This is a genomic window from Acinetobacter pittii (assembly GCF_022449185.1).
Lineage (GTDB): Bacteria > Pseudomonadota > Gammaproteobacteria > Pseudomonadales > Moraxellaceae > Acinetobacter > Acinetobacter pittii_I.
The window spans coordinates 94,392-118,454 of record NZ_JAKUKO010000005.1 but is presented as its reverse complement, the minus strand read 5'-3'; the positions used below and the strand labels follow the sequence as shown (position 1 = coordinate 118,454).

11 protein-coding genes and 3 pseudogenes are annotated in these 24,063 nt (G+C 36.5%); 3 read left to right on the top strand and 11 right to left on the bottom strand.

The features are described from left to right. Positions 1 to 690, bottom strand: a complete 690-nt coding sequence (locus MKX14_RS12560; protein ID WP_240282588.1) for a hypothetical protein — start codon at positions 688 to 690, stop codon at positions 1 to 3. Positions 691 to 1,434: 744 nt separating this feature from the next. Here MKX14_RS12560 and MKX14_RS12555 point away from each other — a divergent pair. Continuing rightward, a complete protein-coding gene (locus MKX14_RS12555; protein WP_133480524.1) occupies positions 1,435 to 2,439 on the top strand; it encodes a formylglycine-generating enzyme family protein in 1,005 nt (334 codons plus the stop codon). 2 nt (positions 2,440 to 2,441) lie between these two features. Here MKX14_RS12555 and MKX14_RS12550 read toward each other — a convergent pair whose 3' ends face one another. The 10 genes and pseudogenes from MKX14_RS12550 to MKX14_RS12505 all read right to left on the bottom strand — a co-directional run bounded on the left by MKX14_RS12550 (position 2,442) and on the right by MKX14_RS12505 (position 22,166). Next, the gene (locus MKX14_RS12550) at positions 2,442 to 5,408 is read right to left on the bottom strand and encodes an ATPase (protein WP_240282587.1); all 2,967 of its coding nucleotides are present in this window, start codon (positions 5,406 to 5,408) and stop codon (positions 2,442 to 2,444) included. Between the two features lie 3 nt (positions 5,409 to 5,411). After that, positions 5,412 to 8,198 carry a DUF2345 domain-containing protein gene (locus tag MKX14_RS12545; protein ID WP_240282586.1) on the bottom strand — a complete coding sequence of 929 codons (2,787 nt, stop codon included), beginning with the start codon at positions 8,196 to 8,198 and terminating at the stop codon, positions 5,412 to 5,414. A 345-nt stretch (positions 8,199 to 8,543) separates the two neighbouring features. Continuing rightward, positions 8,544 to 8,882: pseudogene (locus MKX14_RS12540) on the bottom strand (hypothetical protein); the annotation flags it as partial. An 88-nt stretch (positions 8,883 to 8,970) separates the two neighbouring features. Continuing rightward, positions 8,971 to 9,506 (bottom strand): annotated as a pseudogene (locus tag MKX14_RS12535) (hypothetical protein). Between the two features lie 77 nt (positions 9,507 to 9,583). Continuing rightward, a complete protein-coding gene (locus MKX14_RS12530) occupies positions 9,584 to 10,102 on the bottom strand; it encodes a hypothetical protein (protein WP_057069375.1) in 519 nt (172 codons plus the stop codon). A 17-nt stretch (positions 10,103 to 10,119) separates the two neighbouring features. Further along, positions 10,120 to 12,279, bottom strand: a pseudogene (locus MKX14_RS12525) (RHS repeat-associated core domain-containing protein); the annotation flags it as partial. Between the two features lie 14 nt (positions 12,280 to 12,293). Continuing rightward, the gene (locus MKX14_RS12520) at positions 12,294 to 13,085 is read right to left on the bottom strand and encodes a hypothetical protein (RefSeq protein ID WP_240282585.1); all 792 of its coding nucleotides are present in this window, start codon (positions 13,083 to 13,085) and stop codon (positions 12,294 to 12,296) included. A 1-nt stretch (position 13,086) separates the two neighbouring features. Beyond that, positions 13,087 to 17,958 carry an RHS repeat-associated core domain-containing protein gene (locus MKX14_RS12515; protein ID WP_240282584.1) on the bottom strand — a complete coding sequence of 1,624 codons (4,872 nt, stop codon included), beginning with the start codon at positions 17,956 to 17,958 and terminating at the stop codon, positions 13,087 to 13,089. Positions 17,959 to 17,967: 9 nt separating this feature from the next. Next, the gene (locus tag MKX14_RS12510; protein ID WP_108008294.1) at positions 17,968 to 21,165 is read right to left on the bottom strand and encodes a type VI secretion system Vgr family protein; all 3,198 of its coding nucleotides are present in this window, start codon (positions 21,163 to 21,165) and stop codon (positions 17,968 to 17,970) included. Between the two features lie 104 nt (positions 21,166 to 21,269). Beyond that, complete coding sequence (locus MKX14_RS12505) at positions 21,270 to 22,166, bottom strand: LysR family transcriptional regulator (RefSeq protein WP_075382687.1); 897 nt, start codon at positions 22,164 to 22,166, stop codon at positions 21,270 to 21,272. A 98-nt stretch (positions 22,167 to 22,264) separates the two neighbouring features. Between MKX14_RS12505 and MKX14_RS12500 the strand changes: the two genes are divergently transcribed. Together MKX14_RS12500 and MKX14_RS12495 are read left to right on the top strand one after the other, a co-directional pair. Continuing rightward, positions 22,265 to 23,605, top strand: coding sequence for an MFS transporter (locus MKX14_RS12500; protein ID WP_240282583.1), 1,341 nt, complete (start codon positions 22,265 to 22,267; stop codon positions 23,603 to 23,605). Next, positions 23,598 to 23,996 (top strand): hypothetical protein, encoded by a 399-nt coding sequence (locus MKX14_RS12495; protein WP_199992826.1) that lies wholly within the window; start codon positions 23,598 to 23,600, stop codon positions 23,994 to 23,996. Before MKX14_RS12500 ends, MKX14_RS12495 begins: the two co-directional genes overlap by 8 nt. Positions 23,997 to 24,063 lie beyond the last annotated feature (67 nt).

Sequence of the window (24,063 nt, the reverse complement as noted above, 5' to 3'; positions counted from 1 at the left end):
TTATTTAATTAAAGGGTCAAAAGGCGAACTTTTTGATTTATTAACAGTGGCTGCAGGTGCAGCTTTAGGTTTTACTGTAGTCGTCTTTACTGGGCTTGATACTCGTTTATTTGACGTTCTAGAAGCACTCGCCTTATTACGCGTTACATACTGTTTTTTATAACTTCTTTTTTCATTATCAGCTGAACTGCTATCTGAACTGGCTTTAAAACTCGAGGGATCAGGCGCAGGCATAGCAGTATGGATATTTTCAATTAACTGCTTTGCAGGAGGATAAGTCAGATCATTGCTTAAATATCTCAGTTCCTGAGTACGCATTTGCTGTAAAGAATTATTTGCAATGCTCACACCAGATAAAAACAAGACATCTGTTATTAATGAACCGCGTATATTTTGACTTTGCAATTGACTTGCTAAATTCAACGCTTTAACTGGTTGATTGGTTTGATAAAACCGCATAGCAGCTTTAGCTAATAAATCATTTTTTTGAGTTGTATTATCACTATCACAAACTTGTTTAAAAATATTCAATAGCTCAGGATCATTTTGGCCTTCAGCTAAAGGATTCTTCTTAATACAACTTCTTTTAAGTTTTACAGACTCTAGTTCTGCTGCTTGAGCATATGATAGACCGATAATGTTTCCAGTCAAAAAAAGTATCAAAATACTTCGTTTCAACACAACTTTCATTCCTCTGTTTTCTTATTTATTCAAGGCTTTACCGAAAAGTTAATATTTTAAAAACATTAAAAAGTCAGTCTAAAAACCTTATATTCAAAAAAATTTAGACACAGTTTATCATATAAACAAACATATTTTATATAAAAATCATGTCAACTTAAACTAAAAGTAAATAGTTAAGACGCTTATAAAATATAGCTTAATAAAGTTATTCTTATAAAAATATAATATTGTTATTTTTTGTAATTAAAAATAAGTTACTGATTTTTAATTACTAAATTAGATATAAAATTAAATAAAAAATTACCACCAATATCACTTAGTTAAGTTTTATGAAACATTTTCTTAAAAATATTTAATCCAACCTAAAAGATAAATGGTTTAAATGATTGTAAAAAATACATTTCAATTTTATGAAAGTAGAAACTCAATATAAATAAAAGAAAAATTGTCAAGACTAATCGGTCTATTTAGTATATTTTGTTTAAGTTTTAATTTACTTGGCAATTTGCTAAAAGAGAAGTTCCTATAGACACTAGATACTCTTATTAAAACTTTGAGTAACATGTGTATAGCTCATACCCAGCTAAAGTTTTTAATCTATATAAATTCTTAAGAGCCTGTCTACTTGAAGGAAATTTACGCCAATGTACGTCTTTTAAAAGAAAGCATTAACATAATGCTTCTTTATAGCAAATTTGATTTCCTTTACAGTATACATTTAATATATACAACCTAATGATTTTCAAGAAAATGATGAAACGGAATATAGCTGTTATCTTATTTTCAAGCATTGCTTTAAGTGCTTGTGCCAAATCTACTGAATCAAATCAAAAACAAACAAAGCCCTCACCTGAACTGCAACAAAAAATTCAAAAATTGGTGGAAAAAACCAAAAAGAATATGATCTTTGTTGAAGGTGGCAGCTACCTGATGGGTGATTTCGGGCTAGTCACTCCTGAACTTGAGAAAATCGTTCCTGATAGCATGGCGATCAAGAATCCAAAAGGCAATACCGAAAAGCCTGATCATCTGCCTTTCTCACCGGGAAATAACAATAAGACTCTTCATAAAGTCACACTGAGTAGCTTTAATATGAGTGCCTATAAAACAACATTAGAAGATTTTAATATTTTTACTGAGGCAACCGGACAACCGAAGAGCTATTACAATGAACTCTTTACTCCAGAGATCGCCCATGAAATTGCGACAGGAATGGATTGGCAACAAGCCAAAGATTATTGCCAATGGCTAGGCCAACAAGTAGGCACGTCTATGGACCTGCCTACTGAAGCACAATGGGAATATGTTGCTCGTAATAAAGGTCAATACACAGCTTTTGCAACCGATACAGGAAAAGTGGAGCCTGAGAAGAACTTATGGAAATTAAATCAATATGACAATTATAGACATAGTAATAACCCTGATTCAGTACTTGAAATTCCAGTGCTTGGAAGAACACCTCCAAATCCGTTAGGTTTTTATGACCTTGTCACCAATAATTATGAATGGATGAATGATTGGTATGATAAAGATTATTATAAACACTCACCTATTCAAAACCCAACAGGGCCTAAGTCGGGAACTGAAAAAGTATTGCGTAGTACAGCTCCTATGGGTGCCGATAATTTAATGATGGCTGATGGACTCAATATAGCAAGAGCGCACGCTCAACCCAAATCAAATGAAGAGAATAAAATGACTTATCGTTTATATGGAGTGCGCTGTGTTGCCAACATCCAACAGCCAATTAAATAACTTTAGGCTGTATATGAGCCATCCGAATTTTGTTCATAGTTTGCCGCAATAAATAACTCCGCATCAGTACCATCCACCTCAATAGATGGTACTGTTTCTGTGTTCAAGGCAACTAAAGCATCTGCGTTGATAATACTTGGTTGTTCAATCATTTTCTCTCTTAATTTTTTCAACTCTCGAGGATTATTCATTGGTGCTTTTTCATGTAAGGGAATAGTTTTTACGATTTTAGAGCGTAATTTTTCATATTGATCAACATATTCACTTCCACGACCAACAGTATCTGAATTAAAAGTATATTCTTTTACAATATCAGTTAATTGTTGCCACGCCCCATCATGTAAAAAAACTAAAAGTTGTTTTTCTAAATACTTAATACTTACTTCTGACTTTGCACCATCAATTGAAATTCTTTGGAGTACATTAAACCACTCTCCTTCTGTTGCAATGGTTTCAAAAATTGCAATCACAGCCTGCTTATGAGTCGGTAAATATGGCGAAATTGGAGAAGATGGTTTATCCACCCAGTGTGTAACTCTGTTATGTCTAGTCATTTGATAGATCAACATTCCTTTCGCATCTGGTGTAGCGGACTTCAACCATTCTGGTTGACGTTTAATTTTATTTGCTAAATCAACGGCATTTTCTGCAATGGAATATTTCATATTAAATTTCTGAAACTCGCCCGTAATATCATTTAAAGTCTGCGCTACTCTTGAATCATTACCTAAAGCAATTACAGCCAATTGACTTAAATTTCTAAAAGCACCCTCTGCAATAAAGCCCAACAATTTAAATTGAGCACGAGTAAGTTGATAATGTACCCATCTTAGTACTTCAAGAACTTGACTAAAATCAATTACAAAATCTAGCGCCCCTTTTGCGCCCAGTCCAACACATAAAGCAGCTTTTGCTCTAAAACGAAATTGACTCTTTTGAGCCCAGTAAAATAATTTAAAATTTACACCCGCCCCCAAGCCTGCACTTACAGCAAAATCGACAGCTAAGCTCGCTAAAGGTTTAAAATCTTTAGCTTCAGGTGAAAGCCATTGAAATTCACCCGATGGTTTGATACCTGCCTCAGCCCCAGCAAAAGCTTCAATTTGCCCCTCAGAACTTGCACCACTACCAGGAATAATGGTTTCATCTCGATCCATTGGAACAAATCTTGGACGGTTTTCTCCCATATTATTGGCGAGTGAAGGATTTCGGTTTCGCCTACCATTGGCAGCTAATTGTTGTTGACCATCTTTACTGTAGCTGATCTCTAAACCAATTCCTGCGGCCACTTTTGCACCAGCAAAACCATAGAGCTCCATGCCAACAATAAACCGGAATGCCCCTAAATCAATATCTTCAAAGTTCAGCATCCAACCTTTATCACATGGAATAACATAGGTAGTTTTTGCTTTCCCCTCAAACAAAACCAGCTTACCTTGGGCATTCACATTTGCCTTAGCATTCACTTCTCCACTTTCAGGTTTCCAACTCGCACTTGATGAGAAACCAGCACCACCAACACATCTTAACCATTGAGATTGAATATCTACCGTTAAACTATCTGAAAGTTTAATTTGTTCAACAAAACCTGCACTAAAAGCAGAGAAGTCCCAAACCTTTGTTCCAGTTTGCTTGGAATATTTAGCTAAATCTAGACTGACTTTTTTAAACTCATTGTGAATAGCCTGTTCATTAATTTTCTTAAAGTCTTGCTTTATATCTTTAAGCTTCTTTAATTCAGATCCTAAGACTGTAACCTTAAAACTTTCTTTATTCTTTTTCTTTTGTTGTAATTGCATATATCTATCAGTACGTAAATATCGACGTCTGAAATCAAACTCTTGCGTGTTACCACTTGGATTCTTCTTTTGGCGTGCCTCAAAAGTAATAACCTCTGTCAAGTCAGCCGCTTTTTTGAAGTTTTTATTTAGCTCCTCTTCAATTTTCTTCTCTGCTTCTTTTATTTCATCTTCTGCTTTTTTAACACTAGAAACGCTACCAGATTTTATTGCGTCTGCTAATTTATTTTTAGCATCAAAAGAATTACCAAATAATTTATCTAATTTTGAACTTTCTTTTTCAAACTCAGCATAGTCCTCTGCCGAAAGAACAATCATTTCCTCTCTATGCATATTTAAAATAACAGGAGGTTTTCCATTTCCCTGTAATGTTACTGTCGTATTCTCTTTTTGCTTAGTGGTTTTAGCAACAGATTTTAATTGAACGGTGACATAATTATTTTTACTAATTGTGGTGAAATGTTGTATATCTTTTTTATCTGGCTGGACATCCATATTTATAAACTTAAACTTTACAAATATAACCTCACCTTTTGGTGAATACAGAGGTGGTGTAAAACCATTTTTATCTACGATTTTCACTTTGACATTCGGTAAACTAATTTTCTTTTCTTTACCCTCTTTGTCAAAAGTGAAAGTTTCAAATGAAATATTATCAGATAATTTAGAGCCTCTAAAACCTTCTATTTTATAGCGGTAATATTGCTTAATCTGATACTCTATCGTGGTTACTCCTTGATTTTCTTGTTTTATCTGAATGCCTGACGCACCATTTATATTGATGGCCTTTTCCCATTCAGAATCATTTCGCTTAATCCAAAGATCATATTCTCCAACAGGCAAATACATTTCTTTGGTAAAACCCTTCATATCAGTTCTGTCTTCTCTGTTATGAACGAGGGTTATACTTTCTTGTGTATCTTTATACTTTGCCATATTTTGCGCTATTGCTTGGCCAGTAATCGGAGTGTTCTTCTTATATATGGATTTCATATCCAATGGCTGCACAAGAGGCTTAGGACTTTTTGTACTCGCTATTGCTATAGCTAGTTTATTTGCCTCACCAGGTCTTCTACCCTTTTCCGTTACAGAATAAAGCATGCCATGACAAGCAATCGCATCATTATCAGGCAACACGTTAATAAATAGTTTTAATTTAATCTTATTCATCACTTATTCTTCTTCAAAAGTTACAAAACCATCATGAACATGATCTTCTAAGCTAATCTGGATTTTCTGAGGTCCTTTGGTTGTGATTTTCTGAGTTTTACCCTGACCATCCGTTACACCACTAACCATTTCTCCATTTTGTAAAATCATCAAATACTTCTTATTTTTCAAAGGATTTCCATCCAAATCTTTCGCTATATAAGTTAAATGGTAGTCAGGTAACATCGCCAACTCAGGACTTTGCGTTGCCACCTTAGCCCCTCCCATAAACAAATGTTGCCCTGCTTTCACCTCAACCTTACCACCCGTGACTGGGAAAATACCTGAATCATTCAGCTTAACTTGAGATCCGTTTGCTGTCAGATTAATCTCAGTTGGGCTAGTAATATAAACTGTGTCTTCAGTTGAAGTAATCTGTACGCCTTTTCGAGCAATAACATCTAAGGCATCACCTTGAGCCTGAATTTCTACTTTGCCTTGGCCAGCAAAAAGTCGAGCACCCTCCTGAGCGGCAAATAGACTAATCTTTTGGCTCGCATGACTTAATATATTCTTTTGCGTACTGATATTAATGCTATCTCCAGCACTTTGAGTGAGCTGACCATTTGCACTGAGGTGTATATCTTCATTACTACTTACAGCAATACTTTTTGGAGATGCCAGCAGCATCACTGCTGATTGAAACTCAGCAGCTTTTTTAGGATCTTCTTGTTTAAGAACTTCTAAAAAAGTCTGAATATTCTCAAGCATATCTAATGGGTCAGTTTGCTGATTTTTAGCTACCTCACTAAGTGCCTTAGCATTATTGAGACCGCCTTCGATTTGCTGTTTAGCCTCATTTGCATCTAGGTGTACACCTTGGGCTTGGTCCTGTTTATGGGTACTAACGAGTAAGCCGCTGCCTGCTCTGACTGCCCCCCACTGGTCTGTTCGTAGCTCGAAACCTTCACCACGGCCTTCACTTTCCGCCTTGTCTTTTGGATGGCTTAAGTTACCTAAGTTTAGTTGGCTGGCCACATGGCTACTTTGTAGCTGGGCACTAATTTGCCCCGTGGTGTCATCAAAGCGTAGCTGGTTAAAACCTTTACCGTCGACTTCTTCTGAGCGGATGCCGCTAAGTTTTTTAGTGTCAGGGAGCTGGCCTTTCTGATCGAACTGAGTTGGGTGACGTTCAGCCTCATGAATACGTCCCACCACAAATGGGCGGTCAATATTGCCGTCAAAGAAGTCGATGACCACAATCTCACCGACACGTGGCAAGAAGCGTGCACCATAACCCGCGCCTGCCCACGGGGTGAGTACATCTACCCAAGCAGAGTCGGTGTCGTTGTCGTTACTTCCCGCTCCACCATCATGGCTATGGTCATCAGCTCGGGTAAATAGGAAACGGACTTTAATGCGTCCCCATTGGTCAACATGAATACTTTCGCCTTCCAAGCCAACCACTCTAGCGCGCTGCGGGTAAGCAGCTGGACGGTGCTCTAACGGATGGTACTCAGGAACAGTTTTAATATTTCTACGCGACAAGATGAGTTCATTACCCTGACGCTCGGTTTGGTCATTTGGCCCTGATTGATTGTTTTGCCATTGGCTTTGACTAAAAAGTTGATTGATTTGCTGTTGCAAATCTTTAGGCAAATTATTTTGTAAATAAAAGCTTTTACCAATAATCAGAAATTCTTTGTCCGATCCGCTATGCGTATCTATTTCTGGATGTTCATTCAGTTCAAACCAATAACCGACTTGCGCATCACGTACCGTGGTTTGTGCATGAAAGTATTTTGATTGAGACGCATAATAATCAGATAGATTTTGATTGAGTTTTTCTAGCTGCTGGTGACCCGATGCAGTGGCTTGGTCTTCCCCATTTAAATCTTGCATCCAAGCAGGGCTGACATGCCATGCATGTTCTAGACTTAAACTTGCATTATCCTGATCAGCACTATGACTATGCTTTGACTGAACACTGCCCATGCCTTCTTCTTGACTTAAAGCATCTGCCTGCCAGCGTTGTACATGCACGGCTGTAGGTTGCAAGCTTCGAGTTGGCACAAGACTCGTCATACTGTCTTGTTGTTCAACTGCGCTACTGCGGTGATAACGAATATTTCTTCGGTCTAATGCTAAATATGATTCATTATTATCAATTAAACGTAACTTTTGCGGTTGAATCTCAACTGAGCTATTAATGGCAAACAACTGAGCTTCATCAATTAACCAGTTAATGCCTTCACTACGCCAAAGTCGAGTTAAAAACTCATAATCCGTTTCATTACTTTGCATTATAAAAGGTCGAACATCGTAGTCTTCGGTTAGACCTTTTAAATCCAAAGTTAAACCAGAAGCAAACAACGGGCTTTTGTTCTGCCACTCAGTAAATAGAACTTCTGTAATGTCCCGTACACTTTTATTCATAAATACACGGCTATTTCGGCGTTTATGCCATAGCGCGGTCGGGTCTTGTAATCTCAGTTTATACAATGTTAATGAACCATCACTCTGCCCCTGACTGGCTTCTGTAATAATTCCTGTAGTTCTAAATAATTGCCCCTGATCAGTGACTTGATCGACTGCAACCTGACAACCAATAAATTGTTTTAATGAAATTTGGGCATTGATAGAAAGACAAAATAAATCGGCAGTCAGTCCTTTATTTAGCTGATGCTGCCCTTCAATACTTTGTAAAAAGACTTGAGTATTCAACGATGGATTAGAAAACTGAACATGAAGCACGCGTTTTTGCGAGCTGATACCCAAATCTTCTAGGATTCTATGTATATGAGATAACATCTTTTTTATGAAAACTTTGTCAGGATTTGCATTATTTTATAAAATACAGAAACATCTGTCTATTTTGTAAAGAAAAACTTAACCATATGAATACAAGAGTGAATGAAGATAATAAACGTAATAAAGATACAAAGTGAATTAAAAACTTACGCTATTAATTCACTTTTAAAAATTGTTAATATTTTAGTATTCTAAGAAATTCATTTTTAATTTAAATTTATTAATAGCATCCACAAATTTTTGACTTACTACATAGATATAAGGTTTATCCGTATCTCTAGCAATAAAAAAGTCATCTGTTACAAGATCTTTTTTTATGAAGTCATACTCATCTAATAAATTGTTTTTTCTCTTAATATACATAGCATAAATATCTACCTCTTCATTCCTCACAGAGCACTTATAGAAATCACAATCATCTTCAAGAGTTTCTTTCATTTCATTAAAAAATCTTTTTGAAAATAGTAAAATTCCAGAAGATGAATAATAAAAATCAGTTTCTAACATCTCATTTAATCGATCAGAAAAAATATTATCACAATCTAAACTTATTCTAGGATTTTTTAAAAACTTATCACTTAAATCAAATTTAAAATAATCAACAATAATTTCTTGCTTCCCTTTCAAGTCAAAAGAAAAATATCTATCAATATATTCAGACGGATAAATTGTATAAAAATTCACAGACCAACCTTTAAAACATCTTATTTCAAAGTAGTACTTCTAAACAAACATCTAGAAATACTACTTATTTTTGAATATTACTTACACTTTAACCATAAAAAAATTCTATAAAATACTCTACATCTAACAATACTTTTTCATTTATAAGAATTTTCTTTAACTCTTCTAAAAAACCTATTTTATACCCTCCATTTTCACCTCTAGGGTTAGAGTCATATAGGTCAATAATTAAATTCTGCACAATATTAATTTGCGAAAAAAATCAAATAAATTTTTAGCAATGATATGTAATTCATCGCCTGAAATACATGCTCCTATCTCGCCACTATTATGATTTATGTATACGATATTTACATCATGCTGTGTTAAGAATACTGTAGCACCTTCCCCATCGAATATATCTTCAAACATATATTGAATATTGTCTAACGAATCTTTTCCTAAAAAATCATTTATATTTCCTCCTAGATCAATATTAAAATCATTTTCAGGAATACAACTTAAATAGCTTTTAAACAGATCATCATTAACAGAATTAACCTGATTAATAAGGAATCTTTCACCATAAATTATTTCATTACATTCATCAATTTCCTCTAATAATTTTTTAAAACAAACCTGCACTATTAAGACTCCCTATTTAATACAATTAAATAGTATCAAATATTTTATCTAAAAATCATTAAACCCCAACACAAAAACTAAAAATATTCAAAGGGATATCTTTCATATAAACCTTCATTAATAGAATTGACTAATTTCTTAAATTGATCTTGTTCAACTTTATTAAGCTCTTCGTTTATATCCAATTCTTCTTCAAGTTGTTGATAAGAAAATGCCATTTTAAGAAAGTCTTCAAAAGTAATTCTCATATCTATAAACTGATTAATATTCAAATACTCCCCTTGGTTATGATCATAAAACAAGATATTATTTTTTTCCTTACCTATAAACCATTCATCACCTTGACCGGTACGACCAACTATCCAAACTTTCTCACTAATTTCAGGATAATTTTCATGAAGATATTGATTTTCTTTTAATGCTGTTTCATATCCAAAAATTATAATATCGGGTGTAATTTCTATTTCTTTAAATTTACCTAAAAAAGATAAATAATTACCATCAAGCTGAGGTAGTTTGCTAAATTTCGTTATTTCGCTACTTCTTTCAATTAATTTCTCTTTAATTTCTTGATCTGTCATTAATTTATCGAACATTTCATATACCTTTTAACTTACTGTAATTGACAAAAGTTTGCACCCTTAACAGCTGTAGCATTGTGCTTTCCAATACGCTCTTTCCTTGCCAATGCTCTCAAGCGTTGTTCCAAAATTTCCTTCGATTCAGCTTGTGATAAATTCATAGCTTCAACTTGGTTTAAAATTCCTCCCCAAGTTTTATTCCAATTCTGACCAGTACGCGAACTGTTAGTATGAATACCTGGAGATTTAGTATGCTTTTCTTTTGGAAGATTATAATAATATTGTGGATTATTCACATCGATACCAGCTATATTTTTAAATCTTTCTGCATATTCTTCGGGAAAACCATGATGAATATCTGAATTAGTATGTTTACAACCTACATAATTTTTCCAATTTTTTTGCAGAGTTCGAGTTGGTGTTTTTGCTAGCCCAAGCTGATCAACCCAACCCACTGGATTAGGTGCATAAGCATAAATATTAGAGCCACCCAGCAACCCAATCGGGTCTTTACTAATAAAACGTCCAACGTAAGGCGAATAATAACGATAACGGTTGTAATGAAGCCCAGTTTCCCCATCAAAATACTGACCTTGGAAACGGATGTTATTGCTTATAATCTCTGAATTGTCAAAGAAATCTGATTTAGCCTGTTCTAACTTACACTCACCCCAAGCTTTATATTGAGCTTTCCAAACAATGGCGCCTGTCTGGTTACTCATTTCTTGCGGTGTGCCTAAATGGTCGCAGTGATAAAACCATACATCATCAAAACCTTGGCTTTGTTTTACCGTATTCCATAGTGGATCTTTATAAATACTATATGTTTTTTCTGTCCAGTCTTGGGTTTGATGTAGCTCAATGGAGTGATGATACGCCGCCTGCAACAAAGGCACGAAACTATCTTTTTCGTAGAAATAGTGTTTAGTTATATCAGCGCTAGATTCATAAGCTAAAGTATCACCATCCCAACCATAAATAATGTTCTGCTCTTGCCCAGTATGGTGATGTTTACTTCTTTTTTGAATACGTCGGCCTAAAGCATCATAGCGGTATTCTGCCGTGTATTGATTGTTTCGGCTACGAACAAGACGCCCCAATACATCCCACTCAAGATTTAAATCACCTTGTGATGATTTTTGTCGAATCAACTGTCCAAAAGCATCATATTGATATTGCTGGTCAAGATATTCTTGTACGATGTTATTAACTAAGCGGTTATAACCAAGACCTTTTTCAGTGGCAATATGCTGTGAGGATTGCTCTTTGGTACTGTTATATCGATCTAGAATATTACTTGCCGGGTCAAAATTAAAAGTCTCTTTGCCAAGCTTACTGGTTGCCTCTAATAAACGCCCAACAGGATCATATTTATAGTGAATGGTTCCACGACGTGTATCTTTAATGAGCGTTAACTCACCTGTTTGATCGTAGTGATATAAGCGTTCAATCAATTGGTTGGTATGCTGGATGGCATTATTTTGAGTTTGAGCCTGATAGCCTTTGTCATGCCCACTCAACATTAATTGCTGAGTTAAACGTCCAACTTCATCATAACGTTGTTGTTGGCTGAGACCATTTGCATAGTGACGTAATGTCTCTCTATGTAAATCATCACGTTCAAAGCTAACAACATCTTCACCATTTAAAGCTACGCCATAGACATGTCCACTTCCATAAGTCAGCCAATCTACTTTCTGTCCATCTGGTCGAATAGTTGTGGTTCGATTATTTAATTCATCATAGATATGTTTCCACACAGCTGTTTTCTGAGTTACAACGTCTTGATGATGCTCTTTAATTAGATTGCCTGCTGCATCATAAAACCATTGCAAGTTAGTTTCGGCATTTTTAGCCTGAACTAGATTACCTAAGCCATCATAAGAAAATTCTTCTGTTTGTTTTTCTTCAAGCTCTTGTCCTGGGTAGCCATATCCTGCTGTACGTTGTTCTAAACGTCCCATGCTGTCAAAAATAAATTGCTGAATACGGTCTTTAGGAGCAGCGCGATCTTTGAAATCTTGACCATAAGCAGATGCGACTTCAATACTGGTTACAAGTTGGCCCGAGTTTTCATTGTAGTGGTAAACCGTTTCCTTACCATCAAAGTCAATTTCTTTAACGAGCCGGCTTGCGACATCATAAAAAAATTGGTAACTGGCACCATTTTCATTGATTAGGCGCTTAAAACGAATATCATAAGTAGTTAGTTGATTTCAAACTCTAGCATCCCATTAGTTACACATAGATTTCCTGATGGAAATTCACCTTTCCACCCACAAGGCATATAATTAATTTGATATGCTTCTAAAAGCATATCAATTAATTTATTTTTAAATCCAATATAATTAGCCATCAATATCAAATGAATATCTGCCTCTAAATCATCTAGGAAATAATAAAAAACTTTTTTTCCATCTTCTAATTTCTTTTCTAAAACTTTATTTAATTTATTTATTTCATTTTCAAGCAAATCTAATTTAATTTTTTCTTTAAAAATAAAACTATATATTTGCTTGCTAATGTCAGCCCGTAAATCGTTCCAACTTTCATATGGTTCTTCTATATCTTGATCATGTGCTATTATTTTTGCCAAATCAAGATCAATGATTTCAAATTTTTTTTGATTAACTTTTTGATCAAAATTAACATTTAAAAAATTTTGCTCAAAAAAATAATAATTTTCTTTAAAACTATTAGAAAATTCTAAAATAGTTTCTGCCTTTTGTATTGATTTATCTTTAACTTTTTTTTCAAATATTTGAATTTTTGCCTCATCTCCACCATTTTTCTTAAACTGACTTATTAAATTAAGTACTTTTACACTGTCAATTGTAGGTTGCTTGAACTCAATTTCAGTAAGTAATAATTCTATCGCATTACTTACTAAGAATTTATCATCACTTTCATGAAGTATATTTTCAAGAACTTTTGATGCTTCAACAGTTTTATCAAACTTTATTAATTTTCTTGCATAATCAATTTTTTCAATTTTCATCTTAATATCTCCTAGATGACTTTATATATCGTGACCAATCACCATCTTTCAAACCAGTAGCTTTACCACAAATTGTTTTATACAAAGGAAATTTATTTCTTCTTAAGGCAGAATCTAAGTTTCTTTGCAAATCTTGTACTGCCAATTTCCTACTATTTGCATCATTAGCATACTTTTTCCCAATATGATCCAATTCTGATTCAACAGCTCTATTATAAGATGAATGATATCCACTATGAGAACTAATAAAAATATTTGGCTTATTCGGTAACATTATTCCATTTGAAGCACTATTCATTTTAAATCCAATACCTTTCAAAGTATCGTGATCTTCAAATTCCTCAGGTATAAGATGATGGGCTTGCTTTCCTGGCCAATTGCATTTTCCTGTTGTATTTTTACCTAATTCTTTTGAGTTCTTGCTCTTTGCCAATCCTAATGGATCAATCCACCCCACTGGATTCGGTGCATAAGCATAAATATTAGAGCCACCCAACAACCCAATTGGATCTTTACTGACAAACCTACCTACATACGGTGAATAATAACGATAACGGTTGTAATGTAATCCTGTCTCTTCATCAAAATACTGACCTTGGAAACGGATATTATTTGAAATAATTTCACTGTTTTCGAAGAAATTCGACTTGGCTTTCTCTGTTTTACACTCACCCCAAGCTTTATATTGAGCTTTCCAGACAATGGCGCCTGTCTGGTTACTCATTTCTTGCGGAGTACCTAAGTGGTCACAGTGGTAAAACCATACATCATCAAAACCTTGACTTTGTTTTACTGTATTCCAAAGAGGGTCTTTATAAATGCTATATGTTTTTTCTGTCCAGTCTTGGGTTTGATGTAGCTCAATGGGGTGATGATACGCCGCTTGCAACAAAGGCACGAAACTATCTTTTTCGTAGAAATAGTGTTTAGTTATATCAGCGCTAGATTCATAAGCTAAAGTATCACCATCCCAACCATAAATAATGTTCTGCTCTTGCCCTGTATGGTGATGTTTACTTCTTTTTTGAATACGTCTACCTAAAGCATCATAACGATAATCCGCCGTGTATTGATTATTTCGGCTACGAATAAGACGTCCCAATACATCCCACTCAAGATTTAAATCACCTCGTGATGACTTTTGTCGAATCAATTGCCCAAAAGCATCATATTGATATTGTTGGTCAAGATATTCTTGTACAACGTTATTGACTAAGGGGTTATAGCTATAACCTTTTTCACTAGAAATGTGCTGTGCGGATTGCTCTTTGGTACTGTTATATCGATCTAGAATATTACTTGCCGGGTCAAAATTAAAAGTCTCTTTCCCAAGTTTACTGGTCGCTTCTAATAAACGCCCAACAGGATCATATTTATAATGAATAGCCCCACGACGAGTATCCTTAATGAGCGTTAACTCACCTGTTTTATCGTAGTGATATAAGCGTTCAATCAATTGATTAGTATGCTGGATAGCATTATTTTGAGTTTGGGCCTGATAGCCTTTGTCATGCCCATTCAACATTAATTGCTGAGTTAAGCGCCCGACTTCATCATAACGTTGTTGTTGGCTAAGACCATTTGCATAGTGGCGTAATGTCTCTCTATGTAAATCATCACGTTCAAAGCTAACAACATCTTCACCATTTAAAGCCACACCATAGACATGTCCACTCCCATAAGTCAGCCAATCTATTTTCTGTCCATCAGGTCGGATGGTTGTAGTTCGATTATTTAATTCATCATAGACATGTTTCCATACAGCAGTTTTCTGTGTCACAACGTCTTGATGATGTTCTTTAATTAAATTGCCTGCTGCATCGTAAAACCACTGTAAGTTGGTTTCAGCATTTTTAGCTTGAACTAAATGACCTAGGCCATCATAAGAAAATTCTTCTATTTGCTTTTCTTCAAGCTCTTGCCCTTGATAACCATATCCTGCTGTACGTTGTTCTAAACGTCCCATGCTATCAAAAATAAATTGCTGAATACGGTCTTTAGGAGCAGCGCGATCTTTGAAATCTTGACCATAAGCAGAAGCGACCTCAATGCTACTAGTTAAACGACCATTATATTCATCGTACGTATAAACAGTTTCTTTGCCATCAAAATCAATTTCTTTTACTAATCGACCCGCCGCATCATAGACAAACTCGTAACTTGCGCCATTTTCATTAGTTAAACGTTTTAAGCGACTCAAGCGGTCCCATTGATATTTTAAGGTTTGATTTAATGGGTCAATACGCTTAGTAATTAAACCAGCCGCATCATATTCATAACGTGTCTGCTGACCTTTAGGGTCAATATGAACTAATAATCGACCTTCTTCATCATGAATAAAATGCTCTTCAGCTCCATCAGCGTGTTTAATTTTTTCGAGCTGTCCAAAAGCATTCAGCGGTAAGCCTTTTGCTAGAGGTTTTCTTGGTTCAGCAGTTAATTCCGTATAGAAATATTCAACTTTTTGCTTTAAAGCATTTTCAATAAATTTGACACGCCCGCGATCATCATAATGCCAGTGCGTTTCTTTACCAGAACAATCCGTATAAGTAACCAAGTTCCCTTGATCATCATATTTAAGTGTCTTCTTACCGCCTTTAGCATCTTTAATGGAGGTTACCAATCCCATCGCATTATAGGTATAGGCTGTTTCATGCTTCAGCGGATCAATTTCTTTAATTATATTCCCTGAAGCATCGTATTCTTTAAACCAACGCCCCTGTTCAGCATCAACAAAACCAGTCAGATTATCTTTTTCGTCGTATTCATAATAAAAGGTTGAGCCATCAGCCTGAACCATACTTAAGACATTACCGCGTTCATCGTAGGTATACGATGTTTCTGTTCCATCTGTAGCAATATGCGATGTTATATTTTTTGCTTGGTCTCTAAAGAACCATTCTTGCAAATTGTCTGGATAAATAATTCGATAGGTATAACCCGTAATACCATAATAGTATTCAGTCACGTTACCATCGATATCCATGACTGAAGTTACGCGAATGTTTTCATCCCAATCTAATTTAGTCGCAGAGCTATAATCATCAGCCCATTCTTCAATTGCTTTTGAGCTAGGTAAATTTCCATCCCACTTTAAGTTCATTCCTCTTTGAGTAAGATCAGTATAACGAGTCAATAAGTGAGCTTGGTATTGATATTCGTAAGAAGCAGCAAACTCATTAGTTGCCTTAATTAAATCGCCTTGTTCGTTATATTGATATGCTGATAGCTGTCTAATAAGTTCACCATCTTCAACCAACCAAGCTGCAACAACTTTCTGCGCATCATTAATCTGTAATGCTACATGTGCCAATATTTGTTGTTGCTGTTTAAATATAATATCTGATAAATAACTATCACTATTTTCTAATTCATGGTCATAACGCAGCCCAATACTAAATCCATTTTGACGTTCAATGGAGACTAAACGAAACTCGTTTTTATATTTTTGATAGAAGCGAGTTTCTGAAACACCATATGAAATTGCTCTAATTTCAGGTGAGACAACTGTATAAGTAAAAGTTTCTACTTCATCATAGTAACTCTGCCCAACTTTTAGCTCTGGTAAGCGAACAGGACGACCATCACTGCCAATATACTCCCAGCCCTCTTGCTCAATCGGTTCTTTAGGTTCATTAATGTTGTAACTAGAACAACGAGCAATCTTGGTTGTAAATGGTGTAATCCACCGCGCTCCGAAAATCGATTGATCATACTGATATAAGTTTGATACATACGTTCTCGAAAATTGCTCTACCAATAATGGATGAATTTGTGCATCGGTATGGTTTAAAAATTCAGTACCCATGGCAAAGGTAATCGATCGTTTAGTCGCACCCCCTTTACAGTTTTTACATGCATTCGCATTATGGGTCGCAGCATGTTCAGTATTTGCCTTTTCTAACTTATCATTCTTCTTGTCATGTCTGACTTGTGTGGTTTGGGTTGGCTTAACTTGGCCGGAGGCTTTTTTTCTAAATCTAGCATTACTTAAACGTAATATTTCAAATAGCCACCCAATTGTTTGTGGCTGTGCTGTATTTCCCAAGCCTTTAATTTTAGTATTGGCAGTAATACCAATTTTATTAATCGTTGCACCTACATTTAATATCGGCTGCTTTAGATGTGCAGGAACTAAAGAAGTAACAACTTTAGCATTGGAGTTTGCTCCTGTTTTAATCAGAGCTTTTCCCAAGTTTTCGGTCATGTAAACCAAGTTTTTTCCAGCTCGTGTTAAGTCACCACTTTTTATTCCTTTAATAACACCAGCAGCTTGCTGCTGAGCTCGGTTTGCATTTGACCCCGCATTTGTAAATACTTGGCCTTTTGTTACAACTCGAACAATTCCACCATTAATTTGTGTTGTGGCATTTTGGACGGTTCCACCACAAGTAGCTAAAATTGAATTTAACTGTTGTAGGCCTGTTTTACAGAATTTATCAATTTGTCCAGCAACCTGATCATTTAAATGATTGGAGATCACTACGATAACTGCTTCTCCCAAAGCAGCTTTACCCACACGTTTAACTTCTTGACGGACTAGAAACAGGGCTGGACGAGCAGACATACGAATTGCTGTTGTTCCTGGTACAGGTGCAATCCCAATAAGGTCAATACCCATTGTGGACCAATCCATAATATCGGCATTTTGAAAACCTTTATCGTAGATATAGCAAATGTCGGAGACCACATCGATAGCAGCCATCACATTTCCAATAATTGGAACTGTCCCCATTACACTGGCTAGCAAATCTAATGTCACAATTTGATGTGTATGACTCTTTAACCAATTATCTATTTTTTGTTTTGAATGACTAACATCTTTAATAGCAACTTCTGTTAATGGCTTAACAACTTCTGTTTTTCCAGACATTTTCTTTCTCTATGAATTCTTTTTAAAAGGACTTTGCAAATATTGAGGAAGCGCGTTAGTCAGCAAACTACCGCTATCAACAGAACTTAATTTGCTGATGTCATTTATTTTCTGAATTGATGCAAGATCAATATTGTTCCCTATTTTTCGACCTACTTCTGAAATAGGTAAAAAGCTTTTCACTTGATCAGTCACTAATCCCTGCGCTTCTATTTTTAATATTGGCATTAAAGCCTTTGCTCCTTCAGATTTTATGCTTTGTGCTGTCTGAATATTTTTCATAATATTCGCAGGATTGGTTAATTGTTTAGATAATTCACCAAGTTTGGACTGGGCTGTTTTACTCATTTGTGCAATTAAGGAATCTGATTGCTCATTATCCGCATCATTCTTATTTGGCCACTCAACTGGACGTTTAAAATCACTTGCTGCATCCCAAGGATCACGGTGATCTGGTTCAAAGAAGACTTTTACTGCACCTGTTGCTAAGCCAGAAACTCTTGCAAATCCCTTATCATCCAGCTTGCCAGTGACTTCTTTTCCTAAGTTATCGACAACCGTATAGCTTCCACCTTTAACAAACTCACCATGCGCATAATCGTGGATGAGCTCTAAATTTCCGGGACTCCGTTTTGGCGGAGGCGGTAGTGAAGAACTAAAATTCGCACTTCCTCCCCCCATAAACAAATGCTGCCCAGCCTTCACCTCAAACTTACCACCCGTAACTGGGAAAATTCCCGAGCCATTAATCTTGATTTGAGAGCCACCCGCCGTGATAACGATTTCTTTAGAAGCACTAATTTCAATTTTGTCTTCAGTTGAAATCACCTGAACAGCTTTACGGGCAATTAAATCTGCTCCATCGCCTTGTGCTTGTATTTCGACTTTTCCTTTGCCTGCATAGAGTCTTGCACCTTCTTGAGCCGCAAAAAGGCTGATTTTATTTTGGGCGTGTGCAATCAGGTTCTTCTGAGTGGTCAGATTAATGCTATCACCAGCAGTTTGACTTAACTGAGCATCTGCACTGAGGTGAATGTCTTCATTACTGGCTAAAGCGATACTGTTAGGTGCAGTTAATATCATCAAGGCTTGCTTAAAAGCGGCAGCTTTGTCTTGATCTTTTTCTTCAATTTGTTCTATGAACGTTTTTAAGTTCTCAAGAACTTCCAATGGATCAGTTTGCTGATTTTTAGCTACTTCACTGAGTGCCTTGGCATTGTTAAGGCCACCTTCTATTTGTTGTTTGGCCTCAGCTGCCTCTAGATGTACACCTTGGGCTTGGTCCTGTTTATGAGTGGTAACGAGTAAGCCGCTACCCGCTCTTACCGCGCCCCATTGATCTGTTCTTAGCTCAAAACCTTCACCTCGGCCTTCACTTTCAGCCTTGTCTTTTGGATGGCTTAAGTTACCGAGGTTTAGTTGGCTTGCTGCATGACTACTTTGTAGCTGGGCACTGATTTGACCTGTCGTGTCATCAAAACGTAGCTGGTTAAAACCTTTACCGTCGACTTCTTCTGAGCGGATACCACTGAGTTTTTTGGTATCAGGTAACTGGCCTTTCTGGTCGAACTGGGTCGGGTGACGTTCGGCTTCGTGAATGCGTCCGACTACAAATGGGCGGTCAATGTTGCCGTCAAAGAAGTCGATGACCACGATCTCACCCACACGTGGTAAGAAGCGTGCGCCATAACCTGCACCTGCCCATGGGGTCAGCACATCGACCCAAGCCGAGTCGGTGTCATTGTCGTTACTTCCCGCTCCACCGTCATGACTATGGTCGTCAGCTCGGGTAAACAAAAAGCGGACTTTAATGCGTCCCCACTGGTCGACATGAATGCTTTCACCTTCCAGCCCCACCACTCTAGCGCGCTGCGGGTAAGCGGCTGGTCGGTGTTCTAGCGGGTTATATTCAGGCACAGCTTTAATGTTGCGTCGAACAACGTTCAGCTCAGCATAGTGGCGTTGCTCTGGGTTTTGGCTGTCGAGTTGGGCTGCCTTGAGCTTGTCTTTTGGTAATAAGCGCTCAAGTTGCTGTTGTAATTCTTTCGGTAAATTATTCTGGTTGTAGTAGTGCTTGCTTAAGATTAAGAACTCTTTATCGGCACTGTCATGTTGGTCGAGTTCAGGATGGTCATTGAGTTCAAACCAGTAACCGACCTGTGCATCACGAACATTTCCTGAAACGGTAAACTGCTTAGAACTCAGGTGATGATAAGCATTCATGTGCTGGTTAAGCTGTTCAATCTGGCCATTACCTGAAGCGGTGGCTTGGTCTTCGCCTTTTAGGTCTTGCATCCACGCTGGGCTAACGTGCCATGCATCTTCAAGGTTTAGGCTGGCATTGTCATAGTGTTCGCTGTGCTTTTGCGTGCCTTGTACGCTGCCGCTACCTTCTTCTTGTTGTAGGGCATCGGCTTGCCAGCGTTGCACATGAACCGAAGTCGGTTGTAAACGGCGCTCAGCTTTAACTTGAGTAATGGTGTCGAACTGCTCTGTGGCACTGCTGCGTTGGTAACGTAGGCTACGGCGTTCAAGCGACTGATAATTTTGGTTATCATCAATTAAACGTAACACTTGTGGCTGAATGGAAGCATTCGGGTCGGTGACAAAAAGCTGCGATTCGTCGACTAGCCAGTTAATGCCTTCGCTACGCCATAAACGGGTTAAAAAGTCATAATCACTTTCATTTGACTGCATCACAAATGGACGCACATCGTAGTCTTTGGTTAAACCGGCTGTGTCAAGTGTTAAGCTTGAGGCAAATAACGGGCTTTTCCCCTGCCATTCCTTAAATAGAATTTCGCTAATGTCCCGCACGCTTTTATTCATAAACACGCGACTATTTCGGCGTTTATGCCAGAGAGCAGTTGGGTCTTTTAAACTTAAATTATAAATGGTGAGTGAGCCATCACTTTGCCCTTGGCTAGCTTCGGTAATAATGCCCGTGGTTCTAAAGAACTGGCCTGTATCGGTGACTTGATCTACGGCAACCTGACAGCCAATAAATTGTTTTAATGCAATGTGCGCGTTTGTCGACAGACACAGTAACTCAGCAACGCTACCTTGGTTGAGGGTATGTTCGCCCTCAATGCGTTGCAAGAAGACTTGATTGTTTAATGATGCGTTGGAAAATTGCACATGAAGAACGCGGTTCTGTGCGACCAACCCTAAACTATCTAAAATTTGAAATATTTTATGGGACATCATTATTATAAAAACTGAGTCATAATCATCGATATTTTATAAAAAACAGACAGAATTGTCTATTTATATAAAATAGCTTATCTTCCATGACTTACATACTTTTTAGTTTATCTAAAAGAAAGATGGGACACCAAAAAGTCTATAAATGCTCTCGTTTTGGCAGATAAATTAGAAGTATTAGGATAAAGTAATTGAATATTTTGTAGCGGTAATGAGAAATCGGGAAATAATCGAATTAACCGGTTTTGTTGAATATCTTCATCAACTAACCATGCTGGGCAAATCGCAATACCTAAAGATGAGAGAGCCATTTGATGAATGGCTGTTACCGAGTTTGATTCATACTGACTTCGAATAAAAGGTAATGAATATTGCTCACCTAAACTATTTTCCAAAATATATTGTGAATCTTGCCAGTTCAATAATGTGTGACCAATCCACGGAACATTTGCTAAATCAGATATATTTTCTACGGGATGGTTTTGTATAAATTGTGGAGTAGCAACAATATAAATTGGATATTCCCCAATTTTTCGAGTTTTTAGAGATGAGTTTTTTAAATTCCCTAGTCGAATAACCAGATCTAATTTTTCAGTCACTAAATCATCGAGAGATGAATTAAATGAATACTGTAAACGTAAATGTGGGTAAAGCCGACAAAACTCAGGAAGTAAAGGCAAAATGAAACGTTGGCCAAATTCATTGGTAGACGAAAACCGTAAAGTGCCTGTAATGCTTGTACCTAAGTGTTGGCTTCGCTCAAATGCCTCATCAATCTGAAGTTGGATTTGTTTAAAATCTTCATAAAAATGCTGACCAATTTCAGTTAATGCAATATTACGGGTGTTGCGAATTAATAGGCTTGTATTTAGCTGCTTTTCTAATTGTTTTATATCGATACTCACCATTGATCGGCTTAAGCCTAAAATTTCAGCAGCCTTGGTAAAAGAGCCGGAATCAACGACTTGTAAAAAACTGGTAATTTGCTTGAGGTTTTTTTGCACAATTAAGCCAATTGTTTAAAATTATCAAACAATGATTTTACTTCGCTTGCATCGACAATAAAAGAGTCAAATCTTACCCTGCCTGCACGGAGGTAGGTATGTCTTATCGATATAAAATAGCGACAGTGTTTTTACTTGGGTTCTTTATTGATTGCATCAACATTTTTATGTCCGCAATTGCATTGCCTAATATTGGATCGTCATTTTCAGTTAGCCAATCCATGGTCGCTTGGGTAACAAATGCGTATATTCTCGGCCTCATTTTAATTATGCCCATGAGTTTATGGTTAGCCACCAAACTTGGGAACCAAAAGTTATTGTGTTATTCGATGCTTTTATTCTCGATAAGCATTTGCTTTATTGGCTTTAGTGAATCGATTTATAGCTTAATTTTTTGGCGATTTATTCAAGGCGTAGCTGGAGGTTTATTAATTCCAGTCGGGCAAGCACTCGTATATGCCTTATTCCCGAACCAAGAACGCCAACGTATTTCTACCATGATTATGGCAATTGCGCTTATTGCCCCTGCATTTTCACCTGCGATTGGCGGTGTGATTATTGATTCATTGAATTGGCGATGGGTATTCTTATCTAACCTTCCTTTTTCTTTACTTGCATCAGCCCTAGCATGCTTCTGGATTAAAAAAACAGAGAATGTGTCGAGTGAAAAACCAGACATAAAAGGGTTAGTTATTTTTAATATAAGTCTGTTATGTTTGTTACTCTCTTTTTCATTTTATAGTGATTACCATAACGCCTCATTCGCTATAACTAGTTTTCTAATTTCAGTCGGAATGCTTATTTTTTATATTCGACATGCGAAGAACATTTCCCATCCTGTTCTTAATCTTGAGTTATTAAAAAATAAAAATTTACGTAATGCATTTATTGTCTATTACGCCGTTCCGGGTATTTTTACAGGCGTTAATTTACTCAATATTTTTAATTTACAGCTTAATTTCGGCTTTAACGCAAAACAAACTGGTTTATTCATGTTGCTCTATGCAACTGGGGCACTCACTGCAATGATTAGTGGTGGCCTGCTCTATCAACGATTAGGAAAAAAGTCTCTTCTTATTATTGGAATAATCCTACATAGCTTTGGCATATTTCTTTTGTTTTGTATTTCAAACACAAGCCCTTTAAGCTTTTTAGTGATTTCTTATTTATTGATGGGTATGGGTGGCGGTCTAAGTGCCAATATTGCCCAAATTAGCTCATTGATTGATTTTTCAGGCCAAGATTTATTACAAGGAAGTGTGCTCTGGAATATTAATCGACAAGTTTCATTTAGTGTCGGTACTGTCGTTCTCATTTCGATATATAACTTGATGTCTAGCTCAAGCGATTTGCTTCGTTATCAACATACTTTTTTAATTGCAGCTTTGCTCTGTTTACTTTCACTCATTCCCGTTTTAAAGGAGAAAACCCATGTCTAATCAAATGGATCAAGCCATTCAAAGTGTCATTGACCTACATATTTTAATAGAAAATGTATTTACAGGAAAAAATGCAGAGCAAAGTCTGAGCCCGCTTTTAGATAGCTTTGATCAAAATTTTAAGATGGTAACGGTTCAAGGTCAGAGTATTGGTTTAGCCGAAGTTAAAAGCTTATTTAGTCAAAATATTGGAAAGAAACCCTCTTTAAAAATCACCATTATTAAGAGTACAACTTTATACGAATTTGAAAATTATTGTTGGGTGCAATATCAGGAACATCAGCAAACTGATGAAACCGAGACAGTGCGTACCTCTACGGCCTGCATTAAAGTAGAAGATAAAAAATGTTATTGGGTGTATTTACATGAAACTTTTGTTCCCTCGTCTTAAGTCATGTAGAGCACCTTAAAGATGGCACCTATTTTGCTTAAAAATATTACGTTTTATGAAAATCGTA